This is a genomic window from Salinimonas lutimaris, from assembly GCF_005222225.1.
Classification (GTDB): Bacteria; Pseudomonadota; Gammaproteobacteria; order Enterobacterales; family Alteromonadaceae; genus Alteromonas; species Alteromonas lutimaris.
In genome coordinates this window covers 2,185,210-2,207,443 of the sequence record NZ_CP036536.1, presented here as the reverse complement: position 1 = coordinate 2,207,443, position 22,234 = coordinate 2,185,210, and the positions used below count along the sequence as shown (strand labels likewise).

19 protein-coding genes are annotated in these 22,234 nt (G+C 51.8%); 13 read left to right on the top strand and 6 right to left on the bottom strand.

The window, feature by feature from the left end; genetic code table 11:
* Positions 1 to 67: 67 nt before the first annotated feature.
* Entirely contained in the window at positions 68 to 1,099 is a 1,032-nt protein-coding gene (locus tag EZV72_RS09575; protein ID WP_137167035.1) for a LacI family DNA-binding transcriptional regulator, read from the bottom strand.
* Between the two features lie 217 nt (positions 1,100 to 1,316).
* Here EZV72_RS09575 and glnS point away from each other — a divergent pair, with 217 nt between their 5' ends.
* Positions 1,317 to 2,984: a glutamine--tRNA ligase gene (gene glnS, locus EZV72_RS09570; protein ID WP_137167034.1), complete on the top strand. Its 1,668-nt coding sequence runs from the start codon at positions 1,317 to 1,319 to the stop codon at positions 2,982 to 2,984.
* Positions 2,985 to 3,042: 58 nt separating this feature from the next.
* On the opposite strand, the gene EZV72_RS09565 is transcribed toward glnS, so the two are convergent.
* Entirely contained in the window at positions 3,043 to 3,579 is a 537-nt protein-coding gene (locus EZV72_RS09565) for a redoxin domain-containing protein (protein WP_175405178.1), read from the bottom strand.
* 232 nt (positions 3,580 to 3,811) lie between these two features.
* Here EZV72_RS09565 and EZV72_RS09560 point away from each other — a divergent pair, with 232 nt between their 5' ends.
* A complete protein-coding gene (locus EZV72_RS09560; RefSeq protein WP_137167032.1) occupies positions 3,812 to 4,954 on the top strand; it encodes a sensor histidine kinase in 1,143 nt (380 codons plus the stop codon).
* Positions 4,955 to 5,020: 66 nt separating this feature from the next.
* Here EZV72_RS09560 and EZV72_RS09555 read toward each other — a convergent pair whose 3' ends face one another.
* A complete protein-coding gene (locus EZV72_RS09555) occupies positions 5,021 to 5,764 on the bottom strand; it encodes a YciK family oxidoreductase (RefSeq protein WP_137167031.1) in 744 nt (247 codons plus the stop codon).
* Between the two features lie 319 nt (positions 5,765 to 6,083).
* On the opposite strand from EZV72_RS09555, the gene EZV72_RS09550 reads away from it, so the two are divergent.
* The 3 genes from EZV72_RS09550 to EZV72_RS09540 all read left to right on the top strand — a co-directional run bounded on the left by EZV72_RS09550 (position 6,084) and on the right by EZV72_RS09540 (position 10,606).
* Positions 6,084 to 8,672: a VolA/Pla-1 family phospholipase gene (locus tag EZV72_RS09550; protein WP_137167030.1), complete on the top strand. Its 2,589-nt coding sequence runs from the start codon at positions 6,084 to 6,086 to the stop codon at positions 8,670 to 8,672.
* Positions 8,673 to 8,870: 198 nt separating this feature from the next.
* Positions 8,871 to 9,884 (top strand): protease SohB, encoded by a 1,014-nt coding sequence (gene sohB, locus EZV72_RS09545; protein WP_137167029.1) that lies wholly within the window; start codon positions 8,871 to 8,873, stop codon positions 9,882 to 9,884.
* Between the two features lie 5 nt (positions 9,885 to 9,889).
* A complete protein-coding gene (locus EZV72_RS09540) occupies positions 9,890 to 10,606 on the top strand; it encodes a TetR/AcrR family transcriptional regulator (RefSeq protein ID WP_137167028.1) in 717 nt (238 codons plus the stop codon).
* A gap of 7 nt (positions 10,607 to 10,613) precedes the next feature.
* Here EZV72_RS09540 and EZV72_RS09535 read toward each other — a convergent pair whose 3' ends face one another.
* Positions 10,614 to 11,090: an acyl-CoA thioesterase gene (locus tag EZV72_RS09535; RefSeq protein WP_137167027.1), complete on the bottom strand. Its 477-nt coding sequence runs from the start codon at positions 11,088 to 11,090 to the stop codon at positions 10,614 to 10,616.
* A 205-nt stretch (positions 11,091 to 11,295) separates the two neighbouring features.
* On the opposite strand from EZV72_RS09535, the gene EZV72_RS09530 reads away from it, so the two are divergent.
* Together EZV72_RS09530 and EZV72_RS09525 are read left to right on the top strand one after the other, a co-directional pair.
* Entirely contained in the window at positions 11,296 to 12,051 is a 756-nt protein-coding gene (locus tag EZV72_RS09530) for a Nif3-like dinuclear metal center hexameric protein (protein WP_175405177.1), read from the top strand.
* Between the two features lie 2 nt (positions 12,052 to 12,053).
* Entirely contained in the window at positions 12,054 to 12,803 is a 750-nt protein-coding gene (locus tag EZV72_RS09525) for a methyltransferase (protein WP_137167025.1), read from the top strand.
* Positions 12,804 to 12,820: 17 nt separating this feature from the next.
* Here the strand turns inward: EZV72_RS09525 and EZV72_RS09520 are convergent, their stop codons facing one another.
* Positions 12,821 to 13,822: a 2-hydroxyacid dehydrogenase gene (locus tag EZV72_RS09520; protein ID WP_137167024.1), complete on the bottom strand. Its 1,002-nt coding sequence runs from the start codon at positions 13,820 to 13,822 to the stop codon at positions 12,821 to 12,823.
* A 316-nt stretch (positions 13,823 to 14,138) separates the two neighbouring features.
* Between EZV72_RS09520 and EZV72_RS09515 the strand changes: the two genes are divergently transcribed.
* Both EZV72_RS09515 and EZV72_RS09510 read left to right on the top strand, forming a co-directional pair.
* Entirely contained in the window at positions 14,139 to 14,606 is a 468-nt protein-coding gene (locus tag EZV72_RS09515; RefSeq protein ID WP_137167023.1) for a hypothetical protein, read from the top strand.
* A gap of 91 nt (positions 14,607 to 14,697) precedes the next feature.
* Positions 14,698 to 15,552 (top strand): NAD(P)-dependent oxidoreductase, encoded by an 855-nt coding sequence (locus EZV72_RS09510; protein ID WP_137167022.1) that lies wholly within the window; start codon positions 14,698 to 14,700, stop codon positions 15,550 to 15,552.
* Between the two features lie 36 nt (positions 15,553 to 15,588).
* Here the strand turns inward: EZV72_RS09510 and EZV72_RS09505 are convergent, their stop codons facing one another.
* Positions 15,589 to 17,265: a response regulator gene (locus EZV72_RS09505; protein WP_137167021.1), complete on the bottom strand. Its 1,677-nt coding sequence runs from the start codon at positions 17,263 to 17,265 to the stop codon at positions 15,589 to 15,591.
* Between the two features lie 248 nt (positions 17,266 to 17,513).
* Between EZV72_RS09505 and EZV72_RS09500 the strand changes: the two genes are divergently transcribed.
* Genes EZV72_RS09500 through mmsB form a run of 4 tightly spaced genes read left to right on the top strand, consistent with a single transcriptional unit; the run spans position 17,514 to position 22,211 of the window.
* Positions 17,514 to 19,004: a CoA-acylating methylmalonate-semialdehyde dehydrogenase gene (locus EZV72_RS09500; RefSeq protein ID WP_137167020.1), complete on the top strand. Its 1,491-nt coding sequence runs from the start codon at positions 17,514 to 17,516 to the stop codon at positions 19,002 to 19,004.
* Between the two features lie 9 nt (positions 19,005 to 19,013).
* Positions 19,014 to 20,168, top strand: coding sequence for an acyl-CoA dehydrogenase family protein (locus tag EZV72_RS09495; RefSeq protein ID WP_137167019.1), 1,155 nt, complete (start codon positions 19,014 to 19,016; stop codon positions 20,166 to 20,168).
* Between the two features lie 22 nt (positions 20,169 to 20,190).
* Positions 20,191 to 21,327 carry an enoyl-CoA hydratase/isomerase family protein gene (locus tag EZV72_RS09490; protein WP_137167018.1) on the top strand — a complete coding sequence of 379 codons (1,137 nt, stop codon included), beginning with the start codon at positions 20,191 to 20,193 and terminating at the stop codon, positions 21,325 to 21,327.
* Positions 21,324 to 22,211, top strand: coding sequence for a 3-hydroxyisobutyrate dehydrogenase (mmsB, locus tag EZV72_RS09485; RefSeq protein WP_137167017.1), 888 nt, complete (start codon positions 21,324 to 21,326; stop codon positions 22,209 to 22,211). Before EZV72_RS09490 ends, mmsB begins: the two co-directional genes overlap by 4 nt.
* The last annotated feature ends 23 nt before the right edge of the window (positions 22,212 to 22,234 follow it).

Sequence of the window (22,234 nt, the reverse complement as noted above, 5' to 3'; positions counted from 1 at the left end):
TTCACATGCATGAAAAAGGCTGTTGTCAGTGATGTGACAACAGCCTTTTGTGTATCTGTACATTAATCTATTCAGGGCTTGCGCCACAAGAGCGACGAATAATCAGTTCGGCTGGCATCAGATAGTCATGCACTTCCTGTTTGTTGATTGCCTTGATAAGCGCGTTGACCAGCAGTTCACCGGCCCTGACCGTGTTTTGTCTGACCGTGGTTAAAGCCGGTGAGGCATAGCCAGACACCGGAATGTTGTCATATCCTACCACTGCAATGTCTTCAGGGACTTTAAGGCCGGCTTCACTGATGGCATCCAGCGCGCCAATGGCTATCAAATCTGAGGCGCACACGACTGCTCTGGGATGCACCGGCTCCGCAAGCATGCGTAACATGGCCGCATACCCGGACGCTTCGGTTGAAAATGCATTATATTGCACCGGGGTTTCTGGCAGTAAATGATGGGTGTTCAGTGCATCAATATAACCCTGATGACGGGCCTTGAACTCTGGCGCGTCATCACCGTTATCACCAATGAACGCAAATTGCGTATACCCCAGACCAATCAGATGCGAGGTAATTTCAAAGCCGCCCTGATAATTATCACACCCGATATTCACCCCCGGGTGAGCCTTGTCCTGTGCCCCCCAGCGCACAAAATGTGTGCCTTGCTCGACCAGCTGATCCAGTTTGCTTTTGTAGGCGCGGTATTCGCCATAACCCAGCAAAATGATTCCGTCAGCTTTGTTGGAGTCTTCATATTCAGCATGCCAGTCATCCTGCATATTCTGAAAAGACACCAGCAAATCATATCCGGCAGCAGCGCTGGCCCGTGTGATACTGCCAAGCATGGACAGGAAAAACGGATTGATCAGCGAATCATCGGTGGTCGGGTCTTCAAATAACAGTAAAGCCAGCGTATTACTTTTTTGCTTACGCAGGTTGCTGGCGTTTTTATCCACTTTATAATTAAGCTCTTCTGCGATACGGGCGATTCTGTCCCGGGTCGCCTGGCTCACCAGCGGGCTGTTATTTAGCGCACGGGAGACCGTGGACTGGGAAACACCGGCCCGGTGGGCAATATCAAAAGACGTGGCTTTTTCTTTCATAACAACTACTTCATCAAGTTAACAATGCCTGATATCAGGCCCTGCATAATAACACACAAAGATTCACCTGCGGCTCAATAGCAGCGTCGTGCATGGTTATCGCTGTTAATTTAATCACTTAACAAACCCTGCCTGCGAAAAAATATGGTCGCCGTCCTATGCGGTGTTATACTGCCTGCGTTTATTTTTATCCATAGTTAAAAAGGGGAATGCGCGAATGGCGGAGACTGAGAATCGTCCGACCAATTTTATCCGGCAAATTATCGACAAAGATTTGGCGTCTGGGTTACACCAGCAGGTGAAAACGCGTTTTCCACCCGAGCCAAACGGTTATTTGCACATTGGTCATGCCAAGTCGATCTGCCTGAATTTTGGTATTGCTGAGGATTATCAGGGTACCTGTAATTTGCGCTTTGACGATACCAACCCGGCAAAAGAAGACATTTCTTTTGTGAATAGCATTCAGCAGGATGTGTCCTGGCTGGGTTTTGAGTGGAATGAAGATGCTCGTTATTCGTCCAATTACTTTGACCAGCTGCACGCCTTTGCGGTTGAGCTGATTGAAAAAGGGTTGGCGTACGTCGATTTTTCTACTCACGAAGAAGTGCGTGAAATGCGCGGAACACTGACCGAGCCGGGCAAGAATAGTCCGTACCGGGATACCAGTGTTGAAACCAACCTGGCCGAGTTTGCCAAAATGACCGCCGGTGAGTATGCCGAAGGCCAGGCTAGCTTGCGGGCCAAAATTGATATGGCATCGCCGTTCATGTGCATGCGTGATCCGGTCATTTACCGGGTGAAGTTTGCCCATCATCATCAAACCGGTGACAAATGGTGTGTTTATCCGATGTACGACTTCACGCACTGTATTTCTGATGCGCTTGAAGGTATAACCCATTCGCTGTGTACCCTGGAGTTCCAGGATAACCGTCGCTTGTATGACTGGGTAATTGAAAATATTTCTATCGACTGCACGCCGCGTCAGTATGAGTTTTCCCGTCTGAATCTGGAATACACGGTTTTAAGTAAACGCCGCCTGATTCAACTGGTTGACGAAGGCCATGTGGAAGGCTGGGATGACCCGCGTATGCCGACCATTGCCGGCTTGCGTCGTCGTGGTTACACCCCGGGTTCTATCCGTGAATTTTGTAAGCGCATTGGCGTAACTAAAATGGATAACATGGTAGAAATGGGCATGCTGGAAGCTTGCATTCGCGATGATCTGAATACCAATGCACCTCGTGCAATGGCGGTGCTTGAGCCGGTCAAACTGATTATTGAAAATTACCCTGAAGGCGAGCGCGAGACACTCAGCGCGCCTAATCATCCTAATGATGAGAGTATGGGGACCCGTTCTTTACCATTTGGGCGTGAAATTTGGATTGAAGCGGAAGATTTTCGTGAAGAAGCCAATAAGAAGTTCAAGCGTCTGGTTCTGGGTAAAGAGGTACGCCTGCGTAATGCTTATGTCGTCAAGGCTGAGCGTGTTGAAAAAGACGAACAGGGCAATGTCACAACTATTTACTGTACGTATGATGCCGACACACTGGGTAAAGATCCGGCTGATGGCCGTAAGGTCAAAGGCGTTATTCACTGGGTAGATGCTGCAACAGCCGCGCCGGCGCAGTTCCGTTTGTATGATCGCTTGTTTAACGTGCCTAATCCGGCTGCGCAGGAAGACTTTGTTGATGCTATTAACGAAGATTCACTGGTGATCAAACAAGGTTATGTAGAAAGTAACCTGGCCAATCCTTCTCAGGAACTGGCATGGCAGTTTGAGCGTACAGGGTATTTCTGTGCTGATAAAAACAGCACCTCCGAGCAGGTAATTTTTAACCAGACCGTAGGCCTGCGTGATACCTGGGCAAAAATCAGTAACAGCTAAACGGTTTGTGTAACCGAAAAATAATAAAAATCCCCTTCCTGTGAAGGGGATTTTTTGTTTAGTAGGACAGCTGACCGCGGATGGGATAATTGTTGTCCGGATCCCGGATAAACTTCAGCCCGTTAAGCAATAGCTCAATGTCCGGGCGAATAAACGGAGCATTGGCAATCTCGGCAATCTGCACCTTGTTCTCACTGTTAATCACAAACAGCGCCGGTTCTGCAAAATTATGGTCGGTCTCTTGTTCTGAGCGTGGCTCAGAGATGAACAATCCCAGCGTCTGCATATCCTGCTGGGTCAGTCCATACGCTACAGGAAACGAAATGTTCAGCTCTTCTAAATGCGCGTCCAACTGGCTTTTGCTATCACCACTGACCGCTATCAAATCAACCCCTTCATCCAGAAACTGTTGTTTGAAGCTTTCCAGCTGGTTTAGGTATTTTGTGCAAATAGGGCAGTGTTTACCGCGATACACCACGACCACTTTCCAGTCGCAGCCGTCGCGGGTGGTATTCAGCAATACCTGTTCACCGCTGCTAAGCGTAGCCTTAATATCCGGGAAATTAGCGCCAGGGTGAATTTTCTGCGTGTACATATTTTGTGTCTGCATAGACGCTCCTGTAAGTTAGATAGTAAATATTGTTGAATATACAAATACATACGAAGGTCCGTACAGACAGATCGTTCTTTTGCTGCTATTTACCGTTTGAAAAAACCAGTTAAGCGAGTTGCAAAAGTGTATTTATTAACTGTTTGTAATCCTTTATTCTTAGTCGCTAACATATAAGATGATTAGCAGACTGGGCAGGCAGTCAGAGGAAAGTTAAGTGGTAAATACGTTTGAATGCGGTTGTTATCTTGAAGCCAGTAAAACGTCAGTTTTTAATGAATGGGAAGCTCTGGCTAATCGCACCTTGCGGGCCTCAGATAATACGCCTGATCTAATTGTCAGAAATTATCTGCCTTACTTTTTGTCGAGCCTAACAGATACGCTTAAAAGTTATGATCGGGATGGCGCTGGAAGTGAACTGGATAAACTTTCAAAGCTCGATTTTTATGCCGAATATAGCAGTGAGCATGGCCGCTCCCGCGCCTCCGTCTCGGATTATACGGTCGGGCAGGTGATTGAAGAATATGCTTTGCTGCGTCAAGTGTTGCGAAATACTCTTAAAGAACAAAATCTACTGTGTCTGACCAGCATTGAGATTATTGATCGTTGTATAGAAGCCAGTTGTGCTGCAGCCAGTCAGCAGTTTGCCAACTCTCTTAAAGAAGTACAGAGTAAACTTATTAGTGTGATTGCCCATGATCTGCGCAATCCTATTTCAGTTGCTCGTAGTTATGTTGAAGTGGGGGAGTTGGAACTGGCTCCGAGGAGGAAAGTGTTTGGTACACTGAAGCGCAGCCTTGAACGCGCATTAAGCTTAATTAGTGAATTATTGGACACCGCACAACTTCAAGCCGGTCAGGGCATGACGTTCCGATTTGAACAGAGTGATCTGGTCAAGGAGTTACGGGCTGCTATTACAGAAGCACAGGATGTCTACAGTAATCAAATTGTGTTTAATTGTGATTTGACTCAGGCCAGTCTTGTGTGTGATCCGGTCTCAGTATTACGGGTAGTGGAAAACCTGATCTCTAATGGCATCAAGTATGGCAGTGTCGAAAGCCCCATCACCGTCAACCTGGGCTACCGGCAAAACGACGTTCAAATCAGTGTGCATAATCATGGTTCGTATATCGAGCCAAAGATGCAAAACTCCTTATTTGATTTTTTCTCCCGCAGCGATAATCAACGGTCGCAAAGCAAAGAAGGCTGGGGGCTGGGGTTATATCTGGTGCGTCTGGTGGCCAAAGCCCATGATGGTAAAGCCTGGATTGAAAGTGACCGCGAAACCGGCACCACTTTTTTTATCACGCTATCAGATGAAGCACACCCTGAGGGAACCGCGTTTTCCGAGTTTATGTAGTGTGCCGGTGAGTGGCAATGAAACACGGGTTAAGCAGGGCACCAGGCCCTGCTCACAAAGTGGATATTATTTGGGCTGACAATCAAAGGTCTGCCCGGTCACATCCAGACTGTCTTTACCCATCAGGTACAGATACAAGGGCATGATGTCTGCCGGAGTTTTCAGGGTCATCGGGTCTTCAGCCGGAAACGCACTGGCGCGCATGCTGGTGCGGGTGCCCCCCGGATTGATACAGTTAAACCGAATAGCCCGGTTTTCATATTCACTGGCCAGCACCTGCATCATTCCTTCGGTGGCAAACTTGGATACAGAATACGTGCCCCAGAACGCCCGACCTTTGCGCCCAACACTGGATGTGGTGAAAATAACCGAGGGTTTGTCTGCCTGACGCAGAACCGGCAAGAGTTTCTGGGTCATAAATGCGGTCGCGTTAACGTTAATCTGCATTACCTCCAGCCACTCATCATCAGGAATATCCTCAAAAGCACTTAAGTTGCCTAATACAGAGGCATTATGTAAGACCCCGTCTAAGCGACCGAATTGCTCTTCAATCGTGCGGGCCATATCGGTGTAGTGGGCCGGTGTAGCACCTTTCATATCCAGCGGAATAATAGCGGGCTCTGGCGCACCACTGGCCACAATCTCATCGTACACTGTTTCCAGTTTGGCTACCGTGCGTCCCAGCAAAATGCATGTAGCGCCCAGTGCAGCATATTGTCGGGCGGCTTCTGCGCCAATGCCGGCACCGGCACCGGTAACCAGAATTACTTTATCGGCAAGAAGGCCGACAGGGGCTTGATAATCATTCATTTTTTATCCATGAGCCTGTTTTTCAGCTATGTTTAAAGTAACCACAACTGCGTAAGAATAAAGTAGTCATCATACAAACCAAATCAGCCTTGTAAATGGTCATCTATTGGTAGAATAAATAATCACCAATAAAGAAAATAAAGTGTTAACAAAGTTTTGCAAAGTTGCTGCAAACTCAATAAGATTGAGCTATAACAAACTGGTCTTACATGTTTAAAATCAGGTTCGGTTAGCGGTGTTTTAAGACCATCCGGGCAGGACAGCCAGGAAGACAGGATTTTAGACAACAATAACAAAAAAGGAATCAAAGGGAGAAACAATGAGAAAACTATTAATCAGTTCCAGTGTTGCCTTGGCGTTAGGGCTGGCCGGCTGTGGTGGCTCCGACGACACTATCGATCAGATTCAGGCTGACACACCGACCGTAACGCCAAACTCCCGTATCGTGTTTGATCCGGCTAACGGCGACTTGAATACCCCCAACGACCTGCTGATGTTACCCGGTGATGATGGCTTTTTTGACTATACCCTCAATATACCGGTCGATGATCCTACCGATTTCGGCGACCCGGTCAATGCGCTTAACGTGCTGGATGGCTGGTCTACGCAACATCCTTTTGTGGTGAATGTCAACACCGCGCCTGGTGTCAGCCTGGATGAGTCCACCCTGGCCGATGGCATTTTTATTCATGAAGCCACGTTGGGATTAAACCAGAGCGACCCTGACTGTGCGGCGGTATCCACCCCTTCTGCTGGCTGTAAAGTGGGTGATGGTCTGGTTTATGGTCAGGACTACATTGCCAGTCTGGTCGATAGTGACACCATTTCAGTGGTACCACTGAAACCACTAAAATCCGGTCAGGGCTACATGCTGATCATGACCACCGGCGTAAAAGACACCAGTGGCAAAGCCGTGCAGGGCTCAACGACCTGGGATTTGGTGCGCCAGGATATCAATACCAACCCGTTAGGCTCTGAAGCACAACTGTCTTTACAGGGGCTGATTAACTCATTTATTACGCCACTGGAAAGCGCCGGTTTTGAACGTGACTCCCTGACCTATGTGTCGGCCTTTACCACGCAGTCAGTGGGTGAGTCGCTGCGGGCGCTGAAAAAAGTGTCCGTAGCAACCTTTGCTGCCCGTTCGGCGGCCGGTGACCCGGCGGCGGGAGAGTCTCTACCCGCGCTGGTCGTGGGGGATGCAGACAGCGCGATGAATGCGATGGAAGCACTGGATTTGGTCAGCGATGAAGTGTTGTCAGCCTCGGTACTGGGCGCGACAGCGTCGCTGGATGCCGGCACAGCCGCATCCATAGAGGCAGCACTCAATGCCGGCAACTTTGATGCATTACAAACCTGTGCCGGATTGCTTGGCACGGTACAGACAGACGGCGCGGCATTCGGGCCTCTGGCCACATTTGCTACACCCCTGGCACAGGGTATTCTTGCGCAGGTAGGCCCGTTTTGTGCGGCCAAACGGTATGAAGGTACCATTACTCTGCCATATTACCTGGGCGTACCGGCTGCTGATGATCCGCTGGCACCGGTAGAAGACTTCTGGACCGCAGCATGTGACAGCGGTATTGTGCTGGCCGGGGCTCCGGATGAAGTCGTCGCCGGCGCTGATGCAGGCCCGAACAATGCGTTGTGTCAGCAGCTTGGTCTGGCCGATCTGCGTGTTGGGGGGCAAATGCTGGACACGGCCCGCAATATCACCAAATTCAACCCGGTACCGGCGATGACGATGGCCAATGAGCTGACCGTTCAGGTGACCGTACCGAGTGTGGAAGTAGCCGCGGGCCTTGGGGTTACGCTAAGTCAGCCTGAGGCTGGCTGGCCGGTAGCGATTCTGTATCATGGCATTACCAGCAAAAAAGAAGATATGCTAGCCATTACCGGTGCATTGTCGCTGGCCGGCATTGCGTCAGTGGCCATTGATCAGCCATTGCACGGCTCGCGGGGCTTCGACCTGGATGGCGATGGTACCGATGACATCAATGCTACCTCCGTCACGCCAACCCATTATATGAACCTGGGCAGCCTGCCTACCGCCCGTGATAACCTGCGCCAGAGTGTGGCTGATTTGATGGGGCTGCGTCTTGGCCTGAACGCCACCGTGGATACTACGTCGGGACAGGATGTGGCATTTGATATGAGTCGTGTATCGGTTATGGGGGTTTCACTAGGCGCGATTACCGGTGGAAACTTCGCGGCCCTGGCGAATCAGACCATGGGTGATGAACTGGCGGCACTGGATGGTTTATTTGCCGTCAATGCGGCATCTTTGGAGTCTCCGGGTGGCGGTATTGCCCAGTTTTTGATTGAGTCGCCGTCATTCGGCCCGCTTATCAAAGGCTTGTTGCTGACCGAGTCTTCTCCAGAGTTTGCGGCGTTGCTGACCCAGCTTTATGGCTCAACAGAGGTTACCCGTGAACAACTGGTGGCGGCAGTGACCCAATTTGAAGGTGCACTGAGTGCCGAGCAGGCCGCGGCAGTGCAATCGACGCTGGGCGAGTTTGCGTTTGCGGCTCAAACCGTGCTGGATAGTGCTGATCCGAATAACTATGCCGCGTTACTGGGTGACAACACGCCGGTGCATATGATGACCGTGGTGGGCGATGGCAGTGAAGAAAATCTGCCAGATCAGGTGATTCCGGTATCCACAGCATTACCGCTGGCGGGTCAGAATCCACTGGCTGGACTGATTGGACTTGACCAGGTATCAAGTACAGTTCAGGGCGACCCGGCCACCGGCCAGGTTCGCTTTACCGAAGGTGCCCATGCATCAAGCCTGAGCCCGGATGCCAGTGAGGCGACTACCGTTGAAATGCAAACCGAGGTCGCTACCTATCTGGCCACACAGGCTGGTACTATCGTGATTAATAACGAGGATGTGGTAGCTAACTGATTGGGAAGTGCGTCCGGCGCAGGCTGATGTGCCGGACATCTCACATCCATGTCGGTAGTTATTCCGGTTAAGGCCAGCTTTTGCTGGTCTTTTTTACATCTGAATCAGGCAAATAGTCGTCACCATTGGCTAACGCTGGTACACTTGCGGGCTATTGAATACATAAACAATAACAACTCATTGTAGCAGGAGTATAATTTGGAGTTTTTATACGAATACGGTTTGTTTTTGGCAAAAGCAGTCACGCTGGTTGTTGCCATTGTTGTGGTGGTCGCGGCGATTGCCGGTGCTGCAAGCAAACAAAAGCCGGGTAAAGGGCATCTTGAAATTGTGTCGCTGACCGAACAGTTAAAAGATGTAACGCATTACGCCCGGTCTGTGTTGCTGGATAAAGCCGCCATGAAAAAGCTGGCTAAACAGCAGAAAAAAGACGCCAAAAACAAAACCACTGACGATGATAAAGGTCGTTTGTTTGTGATTGATTTTCATGGCTCTATGGACGCCCATGAAGTCGAACGCCTGCGCGAAGAAGTGACCGCTATATTATGTGTGGCTGATGACAAGGATGAAGTATTGGTTCGTCTGGAAAGCGGTGGCGGTGTTGTACATGGCTACGGTCTGGCCGCGGCGCAGTTGCAGCGGCTCAAGGAGAAGAATCTCAAGCTGACTGTGGCAGTAGATAAAGTCGCTGCCAGTGGCGGCTATATGATGGCCTGTGTGGCTGACAATCTGCTGGCCTCACGATTTGCCTACATTGGCTCTATCGGGGTACTGGCCCAGCTGCCCAACTTTCATAAACTGCTAAAGAAAAATGACATTGAGTTTGAACAGCACACCGCCGGTGATTACAAGCGGACGTTGACTGTTTTTGGTGAAAACACCGATGAAGGCCGTGAAAAGTTCCGTCAGGAAATCGAAGAGATTCACGTGTTGTTTAAAGACTGGGTCAGCGAGCAGCGCCAGCACATGGATATTGAAAAAGTAGCTACCGGTGAATTCTGGCCGGGCATCAAAGCAAAAGAGCTGGGTCTGGTGGATGACATCATGACGTCTGACGACTTTATTTTGAGTGTATTTCCTGAAAAGCATATTTACAGCGTAAAGTATGCCCACAAGAAAAATATCACTGAAAAACTGGGCATGTCAGCCGCTGCGGTGATTCGTCAACAGATGATGCGCCTGTGGAGCGAGTCCCGGAGCTGGTTTCACTAATTACCATGGCGAAGTCGACCAAAAATGAGATTCTGGATGCCGCTGAAGCCTTGTTTGCCGAGCAGGGCTTTAACCAGACCTCGATGCGTGAAATTACCAGTCGGGCTGGTGTCAATCTGGCATCGGTGAATTATCATTTTGGTAGCAAAAAGAACCTGATTCAGGCTGTGCTCAAGCGTTATTTTGATGTACTGATGCCGGAGATCGACAGGGCGCTTAGTCAGCTACCGCAGGCAACGGGCCAGGCAGGGATTGCCTGTTTGTTTGACGCCCTTATTCCACCAATGATATCACTCGGCGAGTTCAGGCACTGGGGGACCGAACGCTTTGTGCTCCTGCTGGGGCGCGGGTATGCTGAAACTCAGGGGCATTTGCGTCGATTCATTATGCAGTTTTACGGCACGACGGTGCGCAAGCTGCTTGATGAAGTCCACCATCGCTTACCTGAGGTGTCAGATGAAGAGATCTTCTGGCGCTTGCATTTTGCCATGGGGAGCTTTGTGTTTTCCATGGCCTCCAGTCGTGCACTGAAGGAAATTGCAGAATCTGATTTTCGTCAGACGGTGGGGATCATTGAGGTTATTCAGCATATGGTGCCGTTTATTGCCCATGGTATGGCCGGAACGATGCCAGGTACTATACCTGATACGTCAACTGAGCCTGATACTTTGTCTGGGTCTGATACGGCGACAGACTCTCCTTCCGGGCTGTCTGGCGGCTAACTCACCGTCAATGCCAGCCCAGCGTGCTGGTAAAGTCGCAATCCAGCTGTTTGGCGAAATCTTTGGCATGCATAGCAACCAGCTCAAGTTGCATGTCGGTCTCTCCTTCGGGAATAAACGCCGGCACCGCCACGGGCCGGCCGTCAGTATCCACCGCCATAAATGTGATGAAACAGCGGTTGGTTACTTTCGGCGCAGGATGAGTCGGGTCGGTGGCTTTAACTACTACATAGATATGCATACTGGAGTTGCCGGTATGCACGATAGAGGCGGTCAGCTGAACCAGCTGGCCAACTTTAATTGGTTTGATAAACCGAATCCCGTTGGCTGAAATGGTCACGCAATAGCGTTGACTCCATTGCGCGGCGCACGCATAGGCCGCCTGATCAATCCATTTCATGACCATGCCACCATGTACATTACCGCCAAAGTTAATATCTGTGGGTTCAGCCAGAAATTGCAGGGTTAGCGAAGATGCAGCCATAATCTTTCCTCGTCGTCACCGGTGTAGCGATCTGCTCCCTGACCGGACCATCATTTCCAATATAACGCCGGCAAAAATGGTTAAATAAAGTTTAGCCAAGTCAGCCAAACTCGCAAATTTTTCGTTCATGCAGCATTTAGCCTCTACCGGTAACAGTGATAAACTGCGCCGTAGAATTTTAGTATGCAGACAGGTAACAGCTATGATCAGTCGTAACGAACTGACTCAGGTATTGAATAACTTACTTAAACCCGGTGAGATTAAAGACTATTGCCCTAATGGCCTGCAGGTTGAAGGCACCGACAAGATCACGCGGATTGTCACCGGTGTAACCGCCTCGCAGCGCCTGATTGATGCAGCCATTGAACATCAGGCTGACGCGCTGCTGGTACACCACGGTTATTTCTGGAAAGGTGAGCCAGAGCCGATCACCGGCATGAAGCAGCGTCGCATTAAAGCCTTGTTGCAAAACGATATTAACCTGTATGCCTACCACTTACCGATAGATGTTCATCCCCAGCTGGGGAACAATGCGCAGTTGGCGAATATACTGGGGCTGGAAAATGCCGCGCCACTACCGGGTCTCAAACCCGACGGAATTGTTTTTGTGGCTGAGCTTAGCACCCCGCTCAGTCAGCAGGCACTGACCCGCCGCACCGAACAGGCTCTGGCGCGTAGCGTGCTGGTGGAACAGGCCCACGAACGGGAAGTGACCCGCATTGCCTGGTGTACCGGCGGCGGTCAGGGCTTTATCGACCAACTGGTCGAGCATAATATTGATGTGTTTATCAGTGGCGAAGTGTCTGAAAAAACCATCCACAGCGCCCGGGAACTGGGGATCAGTTACATGGCCTGCGGGCATCACGCTACCGAGCGCTACGGGGCAAAAGCGGTCGGTGAATATCTGGCCGGCGAACTGGGCCTGGACGTGACCTTTATTGATATTGATAACCCGGCCTGAGAATGAAAGAAACAGATCAGTATTTTGATGGTATTGCTGATAAATTTGCCCGCAATATTTATGGCACAACCAAAGGGCGCCTCAGGCATATTTTGCTGCTTGAGGCCATGCAGCCTTTTTTAACTCAGCCACAGCGCATCATTGAAATTGGCGGTGGTACCGGCATTATGACCAAAGCACTGGCTGAGCAGGGGCATCAGGTCACCCTGACCGATGCTTCAGGCGATGTGCTGGCGCTGGCTGCTGAACTACTGGCGTCGTTTTCTCAGGTGGAGCAACAGCATGTGCCGCTGCGCTCGCTGACCACCATCGACCAGTACGACCTGGTGGTGTGCCATGCAGTACTGGAGTGGCTGGCTGAACCATTTGACGCGATTGATTATCTGTTTGAGCAAATGGCACCGGGCAGCCGGCTGAGCCTGAGCTTTTTCAACCGCGACGCGGCGCTGTTCAGCAATGCCCTGTATGGCAATTTTGACTATATTGCCAAAGGACTGCGGGTGAAAAACCAGGTGCGGCTGAACCCGACCAATGCGCTGCGTCCAGCTGATGTTCTGGCCCACCTGACCGGACAGGGTTTTACCGTGCTAAGCCGTTCCGGGATCCGCTGTTTTCACGATTACATGAAAGATAAACCCGAAGACGATGGCAAATTTGCCGAGCTACTGGCGCTTGAGCGCGAGTATCGCAGCACAGAACCCTTTTGCTGGCTGGGCAAGTATTTTCATGTCATGGTGCAAAAGCCGGGCTGACAGTCACACTATAATAGTTACACCATAAAGGTGTCGGCGTGGTGTTTGCCGGCAGCAGCCCGTTGCAGGTTATCCAGGGTGGTAGCGGCTATTTCGCTTAATGCTTCATGGGTGAAAAAGCCCTGATGCCCTGTGATCAATGTATTGGGAAAGCTGGCCAGTCGTTCAAATAAATCATCCTGAATAATGTCATCAGAGTGGTCGTGAAAAAACAGCCCGGCTTCCTGCTCGTATACATCAATACCCAGATAGCCGATTTTGCCGACTTTAAGGCCGGCAATGACCGCCTGCGTATCCAGCAGTCCGCCTCTTGATGTATTAATCAGCATGACCTGGCAGCGCATCTGCGCAATCACATTATGGTTAATCAGGTGATGAGTCGCCGGGCTTAGCGGGCAGTGCAGACTGATAATATGACTTTGCTGAATCAGGCTGTTCAGGCTGACATACTGCGCCCCTTCCTCGCGCAGTGCGCTGTCAGGAGTCGGGTCATAGCATAACACCTTACAACCCATACCCAGCAGTATTCTGGCTGTTGCCAGCCCAATTTGTCCGGTGCCGATAATACCGGCCACCTTGCCCTTTAGCGTAAATCCCTGCAGACCGTTTAGCGCAAAATTGCCTTCACGTACCCGATTAAAAGCGCGGTGAGTTTTGCGGTTCAGGGTCATTATCAATGCCAGCGTGTGTTCTGCGACTGATTCGGGTGAATAGGCCGGCACCCGGGAAACGCTAAGGCCATGCAGTTGGGCAGCTTCCAGATCTACCTGGTTAAACCCGGCGCAGCGCAGGGCAATATGCCTGATCCCCATGCTAGCCAGGGTGGCGATGACCTGTGCATCAGCGCTATCGTTGACAAAAATACACACCGCATCCATATTCTGCGCCAGCTGGCAGGTCTGTATGCTCAGTGCAGCCTCAAAAAAATGCAGGGTCAGTTCACTGGTGTCTGTCAGGGCCAGCTCAAAGGACGCTTTATCGTAGGGTTGTGTACTGAACACGGCAACATGGCAGGTCATGATGAGGCTCCGGTAGAAGGCGAAAATCTAAGCGTATCACGTTATTGTCAGGCAAAAACTGTCTTTACGGGCAGACTTGATATAAATCAACCAGGGCCATGGCGTGCTGTGAAGGAGGAAAATAAAAAATTACAAAAATCAGCCTGTTAAAAAGTTTTCCGGTGAGCAGTCAGTGGCTGTGCTATACGTGTAGTAGCAGGCCATCGGGTGCTCAGTCAAAGACGAAGCGGGTACCGGCCTGATACGCGGTTTCGCATGTCTGTGCGCTAGGGACAACCACCGACATTTCTGCATTGCTCTATGGCTGATGTTGCTTATGCGTTCACTTATTCTGTTACCGGCTTTACTGTGTTTACTGTTATGTACGAAAACGCTTGCAGCAGGTGCTGATCATGACTGGCGTCTCACTCCCCATCATTTATCTTTAGTACTGGGCGGTACCGATACCGAAAAACATCCCAGTGCGTTTACCATCGGCGTGGATTATGAATACCGGCTGAGTGATTTTACCGGTGTCGGTGCGGTAGCCGAATACGCCCGGGGTCATTTGGAATGCTGGACCTATTTGCTGGTTGCGGATCTGCATCTAACCCCCGCCTGGATTATTCAGGTGGGGCCGGGATTCGAGAAAAAAGGTACCAAAGAGCATACTGTGCTGCGTGTGGGCACGTTGTATGAGTTCAGTGTGGGTCCGGTGACGATTTCGCCCCAATTTCATTATGACTATCTGCCGGACTATCACGATGCGGTCGTCGCCGCAGTGGGTGTTGGATTTTCCTTCTAGCCAGCAGCATATGACGGTTCCAATCGTTACCTGTTGCCAGTAGCATAGCGCTATTGAAGAATAATAAACCGCCGTGTGGCATGGGGAAAAAATGAAGAAAGTCAGCTTTTTGGGGTTAGGGGTCATGGGGTATCCGATGGCAGGCCACCTGGCCAGCCAGGGCTATGAGGTAACGGTATACAACCGAACCACAGACAAAGCCCGCCAATGGTGTCAGACATACACAGGTACACTGGCAGAAACGCCGCAGGAGGCGGTACAACAGGCCGATTTGGTCATGATGTGTGTGGGTAACGATGATGATGTTCGTCAGGTCGGATACAGCGCACTGTCTGCGATGCAAAGTGGTGCGGTGCTGATTGACCATACTACGGCCTCGGCACAGGTCGCTCGTGAGCTTTATCAGGCATGTCTGGACAAACAGGTAGGCTTTCTGGACGCGCCGGTATCAGGCGGTCAGGCAGGGGCCGAAAATGGTCAGTTAACCATTATGGTAGGGGGTGATGAAGCCGTGTTCAGTCAGGCTGAGGCCGCTTTAAATGTGTATGCCAGACACGCGCAGTTACTGGGTGAGTCGGGCAGTGGACAGCTGGCCAAGATGATGAATCAGATTTGTATTGCCGGCATTGTGCAGGGGCTGGCTGAAGCGCTGCATTTTGGCCAGCAGGCCGGACTTGACTGCGCCCAGGTAGTGGAAGTTATCAGTAAAGGCGCAGCGCAATCCTGGCAGATGGAAAACCGGGCCACAACCATGCTGGCCGGTGAGTATGATTTTGGATTTGCAGTGGACTGGATGCGTAAAGACCTGGCGATTGCACTGGATGAAGCCCGCCGCAATGGCTCAACCCTGGCGCTGACTGCACTGGTGGATCAGTACTATGCTGACGTGCAAAAAGCCGGCGGTCGTCGCTGGGACACTTCCAGCTTGCTGACCCGTCTCACTTAGCCTGCTAAACCGCTGCGCCCAGCCGGGCACGATGTACTAAGTGCCCGACGGAGTGTCATGGCCTGTATCTGTCATATCCAGGGTTCTGGCCGAGGCGTACAGAGCTTCCTGTGCATCGATCAGAGTAATGATCCGCTCCAGCCTGGCCTGATTATTTCCTGACAATGTGGCAGCCTGCATTTTTTCCAGCAGACTGAGCACGGTCCAGGAGCGATACGCCGGATGAGTGGAATCGACCATGCATTGCAAGAGGTTTAGCCCGAAAGCCGGGGTATCGGGCAGTAATTCATACGCCTGATAAAAGTAGTACATGGCCTTCAGGTAGGCTTTTTTAGAGTACAGCGTCATGCCAGTGTCATTGAGCTCAAATGCCTGTTCTGCGGCAATGCCCAGCTGACGCTCTGTGCCGGACAGGTTCTGCTGATGGGTGATCTGGTCCGACAGACTCAGATTATTCTGATTACGATGATGCGCCAGCGCCAGCAGTTCCCGTGCTTTTTCCGGCTGTTTAATGGCGTTAAACACTCTGGCTGCCACAATCAGACTACCGGTATCGGTACGCTGATAATTGTCTGTATAACCATCGCCGGAGCTTTGTTGCAAAAGGTGTTCGGCTTTACGCGGGTCATCTTCAAGTACTGCACTGTAGGCAAGCAGAATATCCCGCTTTTGCACTTGCTGCGGGTCAGCCTGATTTCGCGCGGCAACGCCCACCAGTTTGCGTGCCTGCGATAAGCTTTCCTGCCGGTGCATGGCAGGCTGTTGCTCTGCTATCGACAGATAAAATTCAGCCAGCTCAAAGGTAAACTCGTTAAAACGTTCTTTGGCCGAGCGGTTACCGTCCCGTTTTTTCTGAAGCAGTTCAATGCCTTCCAGAACCCGGTGCTGACGCTGGTAGGTCAGGGTTTTCAGGCGGGTCGCCGGTACACTGAGCTCCGAGTCTTTAATATGGTCCAGAAAATACTCTGCCTGTGAGTAGGCTTGCTGTTCAAAACACAGGCCGGCCAGCCATTCAAATGCTTTGTCCCGGGCCAGCTGACTGTCCAGCAATTTGCTAAGGTCGTCTTTACACCCGGCCCAGTTGCCAGAGACATACGCGCACTTTATTTTTCCCCACTGGGCCCACAGCACTTTGTCTGACTGTAATAGAATATTGTCATATAACGCCTGCGCCCGGTTCAGGTCACCTAAATCAAAAAACAGCTGGGCTTTGAGCTTAACAACGTCATTACGCAGGCGAGCCGGTACTTCTGTTTTGAGTTTCTGGCGCAGCAGACGCAAAGCCAGCCCCCGGTCACCCTGATCGATGGCATCAAGCGCATCTTTTACAAAGCGGCGGTAGGCCAGGTAATGTTGTAGTCCCCGGTTCAGGGTTTTCATGTTGTAGGGTTTGATAAGCAGCAGATCAGGCTGGCAATCGATGATTTTACCAATGGTCTGGGGCATCCGGTCAGAGGTCATAAATACCACACCGGTGCTGGGTTTTATAAAACCTGCTGTGCGCAATTCTGTTAACCATTCCACGCCGTTCTTACTTTCACCCAGATGAAAGTCGAGCAACAGTAGTTCAAAATGCTGTTTACGCAGTGCCGTTTTCAGCTCTTTTCCATTACTGAAACTGCTAATTTCAAACGGTCCTGCATTGAGCAGATGGCTGCGCAGGTTAGCTCTGGCAGTAGCGTTGTCTTCAACAATGGCTAAGCGATACGTCATGAATGGGAGCGCGCCTCTGAAGCAGTTTTCTTCAAACTTTTTTAATAACATCAAGCATATCAAGTTTAGCAGCTTTCGCTATGTTTTCCTGGGCCAGGCTTTATGCGCTCGCTGACCGGTATCGACGATGAAAGGGTGAGATGTTAATGTCACACTTACTTTACAATAAAATAACCTTTCGTTGATGGTTGACGTTTACGTCAAGGAGAGGTGGGGTTAATGTGTAAAAAAACGAACAGGAAGCAGCCATGAACCATGTACCCTTACTTATCAACGGCGAGTTATGTCAGTCTGCCACCGATGCATATATTGATGTAACCAACCCGGCGAATAATGACGTGATTGCCAGAGTGCCCTGTGCAACCAGTGATGAAATTGAGCAGGCTATCGACAGTGCCAGCAAGGCATTTGAAACCTGGAAAGATGTGCCTGTGACAGAGCGGGCGCGATTAATGATGCGTTATCAGGCGCTGCTGAAAGAGCAACAAAAAGAGATTGCTGAAATTCTGGCCGCTGAAACCGGCAAGACTTTTGATGATGCGATGGGCGATGTCTGGCGTGGAATCGAAGTGGTTGAACAGGCCATGAATGTGCCTTCACTGATGATGGGCGAAACCGCAGAGAATGTGGCCCGGGGTATTGATACCTACAGTTATATCCAGCCACTGGGCGTATGTGCAGGGATTACGCCGTTTAATTTCCCGGCGATGATCCCGCTGTGGATGTTTCCGCTGTCGATTGCCTGTGGCAATACCTTTGTACTCAAGCCGTCCGAACAGGACCCGATGACGCCGATGAAACTGGCTGAACTGTTTAAGCAGGCAGGCGCGCCTGACGGTGTGCTCAATGTGATTCACGGCGGTAAGGACCAGGTAGAGCCGCTGTTGACTCACCCCACGATCAAAGCCGTGTCGTTTGTTGGCTCAGTGCCGGTCGGCCAGCATATTTACCGAACCGCCACCGCCAACATGAAGCGGGCACAGTGTTTTGCCGGCGCTAAAAACCACACCGTTATCATGCCAGATGCCAACAAAGAGCATGTGTTGAATAATCTGGTGGGCGCATCGGTAGGTGCCGCCGGACAACGCTGTATGGCGATTTCCGTTGCAGTGTTTGTGGGTGAGGCCCAGGCCTGGATCCCTGAACTGGCAGAGCGTATCGGTCAGGTAAAACCCGGTCCGTGGACAGACAAAGACAGTGCCTTTGGCCCGCTTATCAGCCCGCAGGCCCGTCAGCGTGTGCTATCTCTGATTGAAAGTGGCAAGCAGCAAGGCGCGACCTGTCTGGTTGATGGCAGCGAGGTGACCGTACCAGGTTATGAGCAGGGTAACTGGGTTGGCCCTACGGTGTTTAGCGATGTTACACCTGAGATGGATATTTATCAGCAGGAGATCTTCGGACCGGTACTGTCGATGGTCAATGCCGACTCTCTGGACGAGGCGCTGACGCTGGTTAATAACAATCCCTATGGAAACGGCACCTCTATTTTCACCAACAGCGGTGCAGCCGCCCGTAAATACCAGCGCGAGGTGACCGTAGGGCAGGTCGGCATTAATGTGCCCATTCCTGTGCCGCTGCCGTTTTTCTCATTCACCGGCTGGAAAAATTCTTTTTATGGCGATCTGCACGCCTACGGCAAACAGGCCATCCGCTTTTATACCGAAACCAAAACAATCACCTCCCGCTGGCCGGAAAGTGATATTCCCGGTGGGCCTAACATGACTATTTCGTTGAGTTAAGGAGAGGATATGGATTTTCAGTTAACCGAAGATCAGCAGGCCTTTGCCCAGACAGCGGCCCAGTTTGCCCGTGAAGCGCTGGCGCCCAATGCGGCACGCTGGGATGCTGAGCATATTTTTCCGGTTGAAGCGCTTCAGCAGGCCGGCGAACTGGGGTTTTGTGGTCTGTATACTCCCGAGGAGCAGGGCGGGCTGGGACTGAGCCGGCTAGACTCATCCATCATCTTTGAGCAGCTGGCCATGGGCTGTACCACCACCACAGCCATGCTGACCATTCATAATATGGCCACCTGGATGATTGCCACCTGGGGCACCGACGCGGTCCGTGACCGGTGGTGTGAATCACTGGTGTCAGGGCAGCAACTGGCCTCATACTGCCTGACTGAGCCAGGGGCAGGTTCAGATGCCGCCTCGCTGAAAACCACCGCCAGAAAACAGGGCGACGGCTATGTGCTAAACGGCGCCAAGGTATTTATCTCCGGAGCCGGCAGTACCCATGTGCTGGTGGTGATGGCGCGCACCGGCGGGCCGGGTGCGCAAGGGGTATCCGCGTTTGCAGTGCCGGCAGATGCTGTGGGTATTACCTATGGCAAACCCGAAGAAAAAATGGGCTGGAATGCCCAGCCAACCCGCATGATTACCTTTGAGGATGTGCAACTACAGGCTGACTGGCTGCTGGGTGAAGAAGGTGACGGTTTCCGGTTTGCCATGATGGGCCTGGACGGCGGCAGAATTAATATTGCCACCTGTTCTGTCGGGACCGCTCAGCAAGCGCTCGATACCGCCCGCAATTACATGCATGAGCGTGAACAGTTTGGTAAGCCCCTGGCGGCGTTTCAGGCATTGCAGTTCAAGCTGGCCGACATGGCAACCGAGCTGGTGGCAGCCCGCCAAATGGTCCGGCTGGCCGCCTGGAAGCTGGATAATCAGGACGCGGACCGCACCACCTATTGTGCTATGGCCAAGCGGTTTGCCACCGATATTGGGTTTAAGGTGTGTAACGAAGCGTTACAGCTGCACGGTGGGTATGGCTACATCAAAGAGTATCCGCTGGAGCGCCATGTGCGCGATGTCAGGGTGCACCAGATTTTGGAAGGCACCAACGAAATTATGCGCCTGATTATCGGTCGCCGGTTACTGGCCGACGAACGTCAGGTACTGTAATTCAACGTAAAGGAGAACACGCATGCAAGACGCCAGTACAGCACCACCGGTACTTGTCCGTGAAATTGCGCTGGCTGATGGCCAGCTCGCCGGTCACTTAATCCTTAACAAACCCCGGGCGCTTAATGCGCTGGACCTGGAAATGGCCGAGCTGATGCTGGGGGCACTCAGTGCCTGGCAATCCCGGGACGACGTCATGTTTGTGGTTATCAGCAGTGAAGGTGAAAAGGCATTTTGTGCCGGTGGCGATATTGTTTCCATGTACCGGGCCATGCAGGAGACCCCGGGCGGAATCCCGGAATTTGTGCAGACCTTTTTTACTGTTGAGTATGAGCTCGACCATCTGATTCATACCTACTCAAAGCCGGTCATGGTATGGGGGGCAGGTATTGTGATGGGAGGCGGGATGGGCCTGATGGCCGGTGCGTCTCACCGGGTGGTAACGGAGACCTCCCGACTGGCCATGCCGGAGATTTCTATCGGGCTGTATCCGGATGTGGGCGGCAGTTATTTTCTCCCCCGCATGAGCGGCCACAATGGGTTGTTTCTGGGCCTGACCGGGGCCAGCATTAATGCCACCGATGCCTGTTACGTGGGGCTGGCAGACCATTATTGTCAGACCGACAGCCTCAGTACCGTGCTTGATACTCTGGCCACGGCCAGTTTATCTCCCGACACGGTCAGTGCAGTACTCAATGTTGCGCTGTCTCAGGTGGCCACTGCCCCCGATGAGCGCAAACCGGCTCAGATAGAGCCGCTGCAATCTACCATTACCGCCGCGTGTCAGGGTGAGTCAGCCGGTCAGGTTGCCGCCCAGATTCTCAACCTGGATGCCACCGATAACCGCTGGCTGGAAAAAGCGCAAGCCACGCTGGCAAAAGGCTCACCGGTTACCGCCAGTCTGGTATTTGAACAAATCCGGCGCGGCGCGAAGTTGACGCTGGCAGAGTGTTTTACCATGGAGCTGGGGCTATCCTGCCGGTGTGCTGAGTTTGGTGAGTTCAAAGAAGGGGTCCGGGCGCTGCTGATTGATAAGGACAATCAGCCGGCCTGGGCTTTTACCCATATTGATGATGTCCCTGATGACGTTATCGCCTATTTTTTTACCAGCCCATGGAATGATGCCCATCCGCTGGCCAGCCTGGAGACACAGTCATGAATAAGATCGCATTTATAGGATTGGGAAACATGGGCGGCCCGATGGCGGCCAACCTGCTTAAACATGAGTGTCCTGTTACCGTGTTTGATCTGGTACCTACTGCCATCGACAAAGCCTGCGAGCAGGGCGCACGTGCGGCGGCGACGGCCCGCGATGCAGTCATGGGCGCAGACGTGATTATCAGCATGTTGCCGGCCGCGGCCCATGTTAAATCCCTGTACCTGGGCGATGACGGCATTCTGGATAATATTGCCGACAACGCGCTGGTCATTGACTGCAGCACCATTGATGCCCAGACAGCCCGCGATGTGGGACAAACTATTGAGGCGGCCGGTAAGCATTTTGTGGATGCGCCTGTGTCTGGCGGCACCGCGGGCGCTGCAGCCGGTACGCTCACCTTTATTATGGGCGGCAGTAGCGAAGCGGTGAATATGGCCCGGCCGGTGCTTGATAAAATGGGCAAAAACCTGTTTCATGCCGGCCCGGCAGGCGCCGGACAAGTGGCTAAAATTTGCAACAATATGTTGCTGGCTGTGCTGATGACCGGCACCAGTGAAGCATTGCAGCTGGGCATGGCACATGGTCTGGACCCTTCGGTACTGAGCGATATTATGAAGCAAAGCTCGGGGTGTAACTGGACCCTGGAAAAATACAATCCGTGTCCCGGTGTCATGGAGGCTGTCCCCAGCTCGAATGATTATCAGGGCGGATTTATGGTTAAACTCATGAATAAAGATCTAGGTCTGGCTATGGACGCCGCCGCCACCAGTGGTTCTTCAACGCCCATGGCAGCGTTGGCACAAAGCCTGTACCGCCTGCATCAGGGGCAGGGCAATCAGGACCGTGATTTTTCCAGTATCTTTGAATTGTTTGCCGCCAAATAATTCGTAGTTGCATCTGGCCCGGC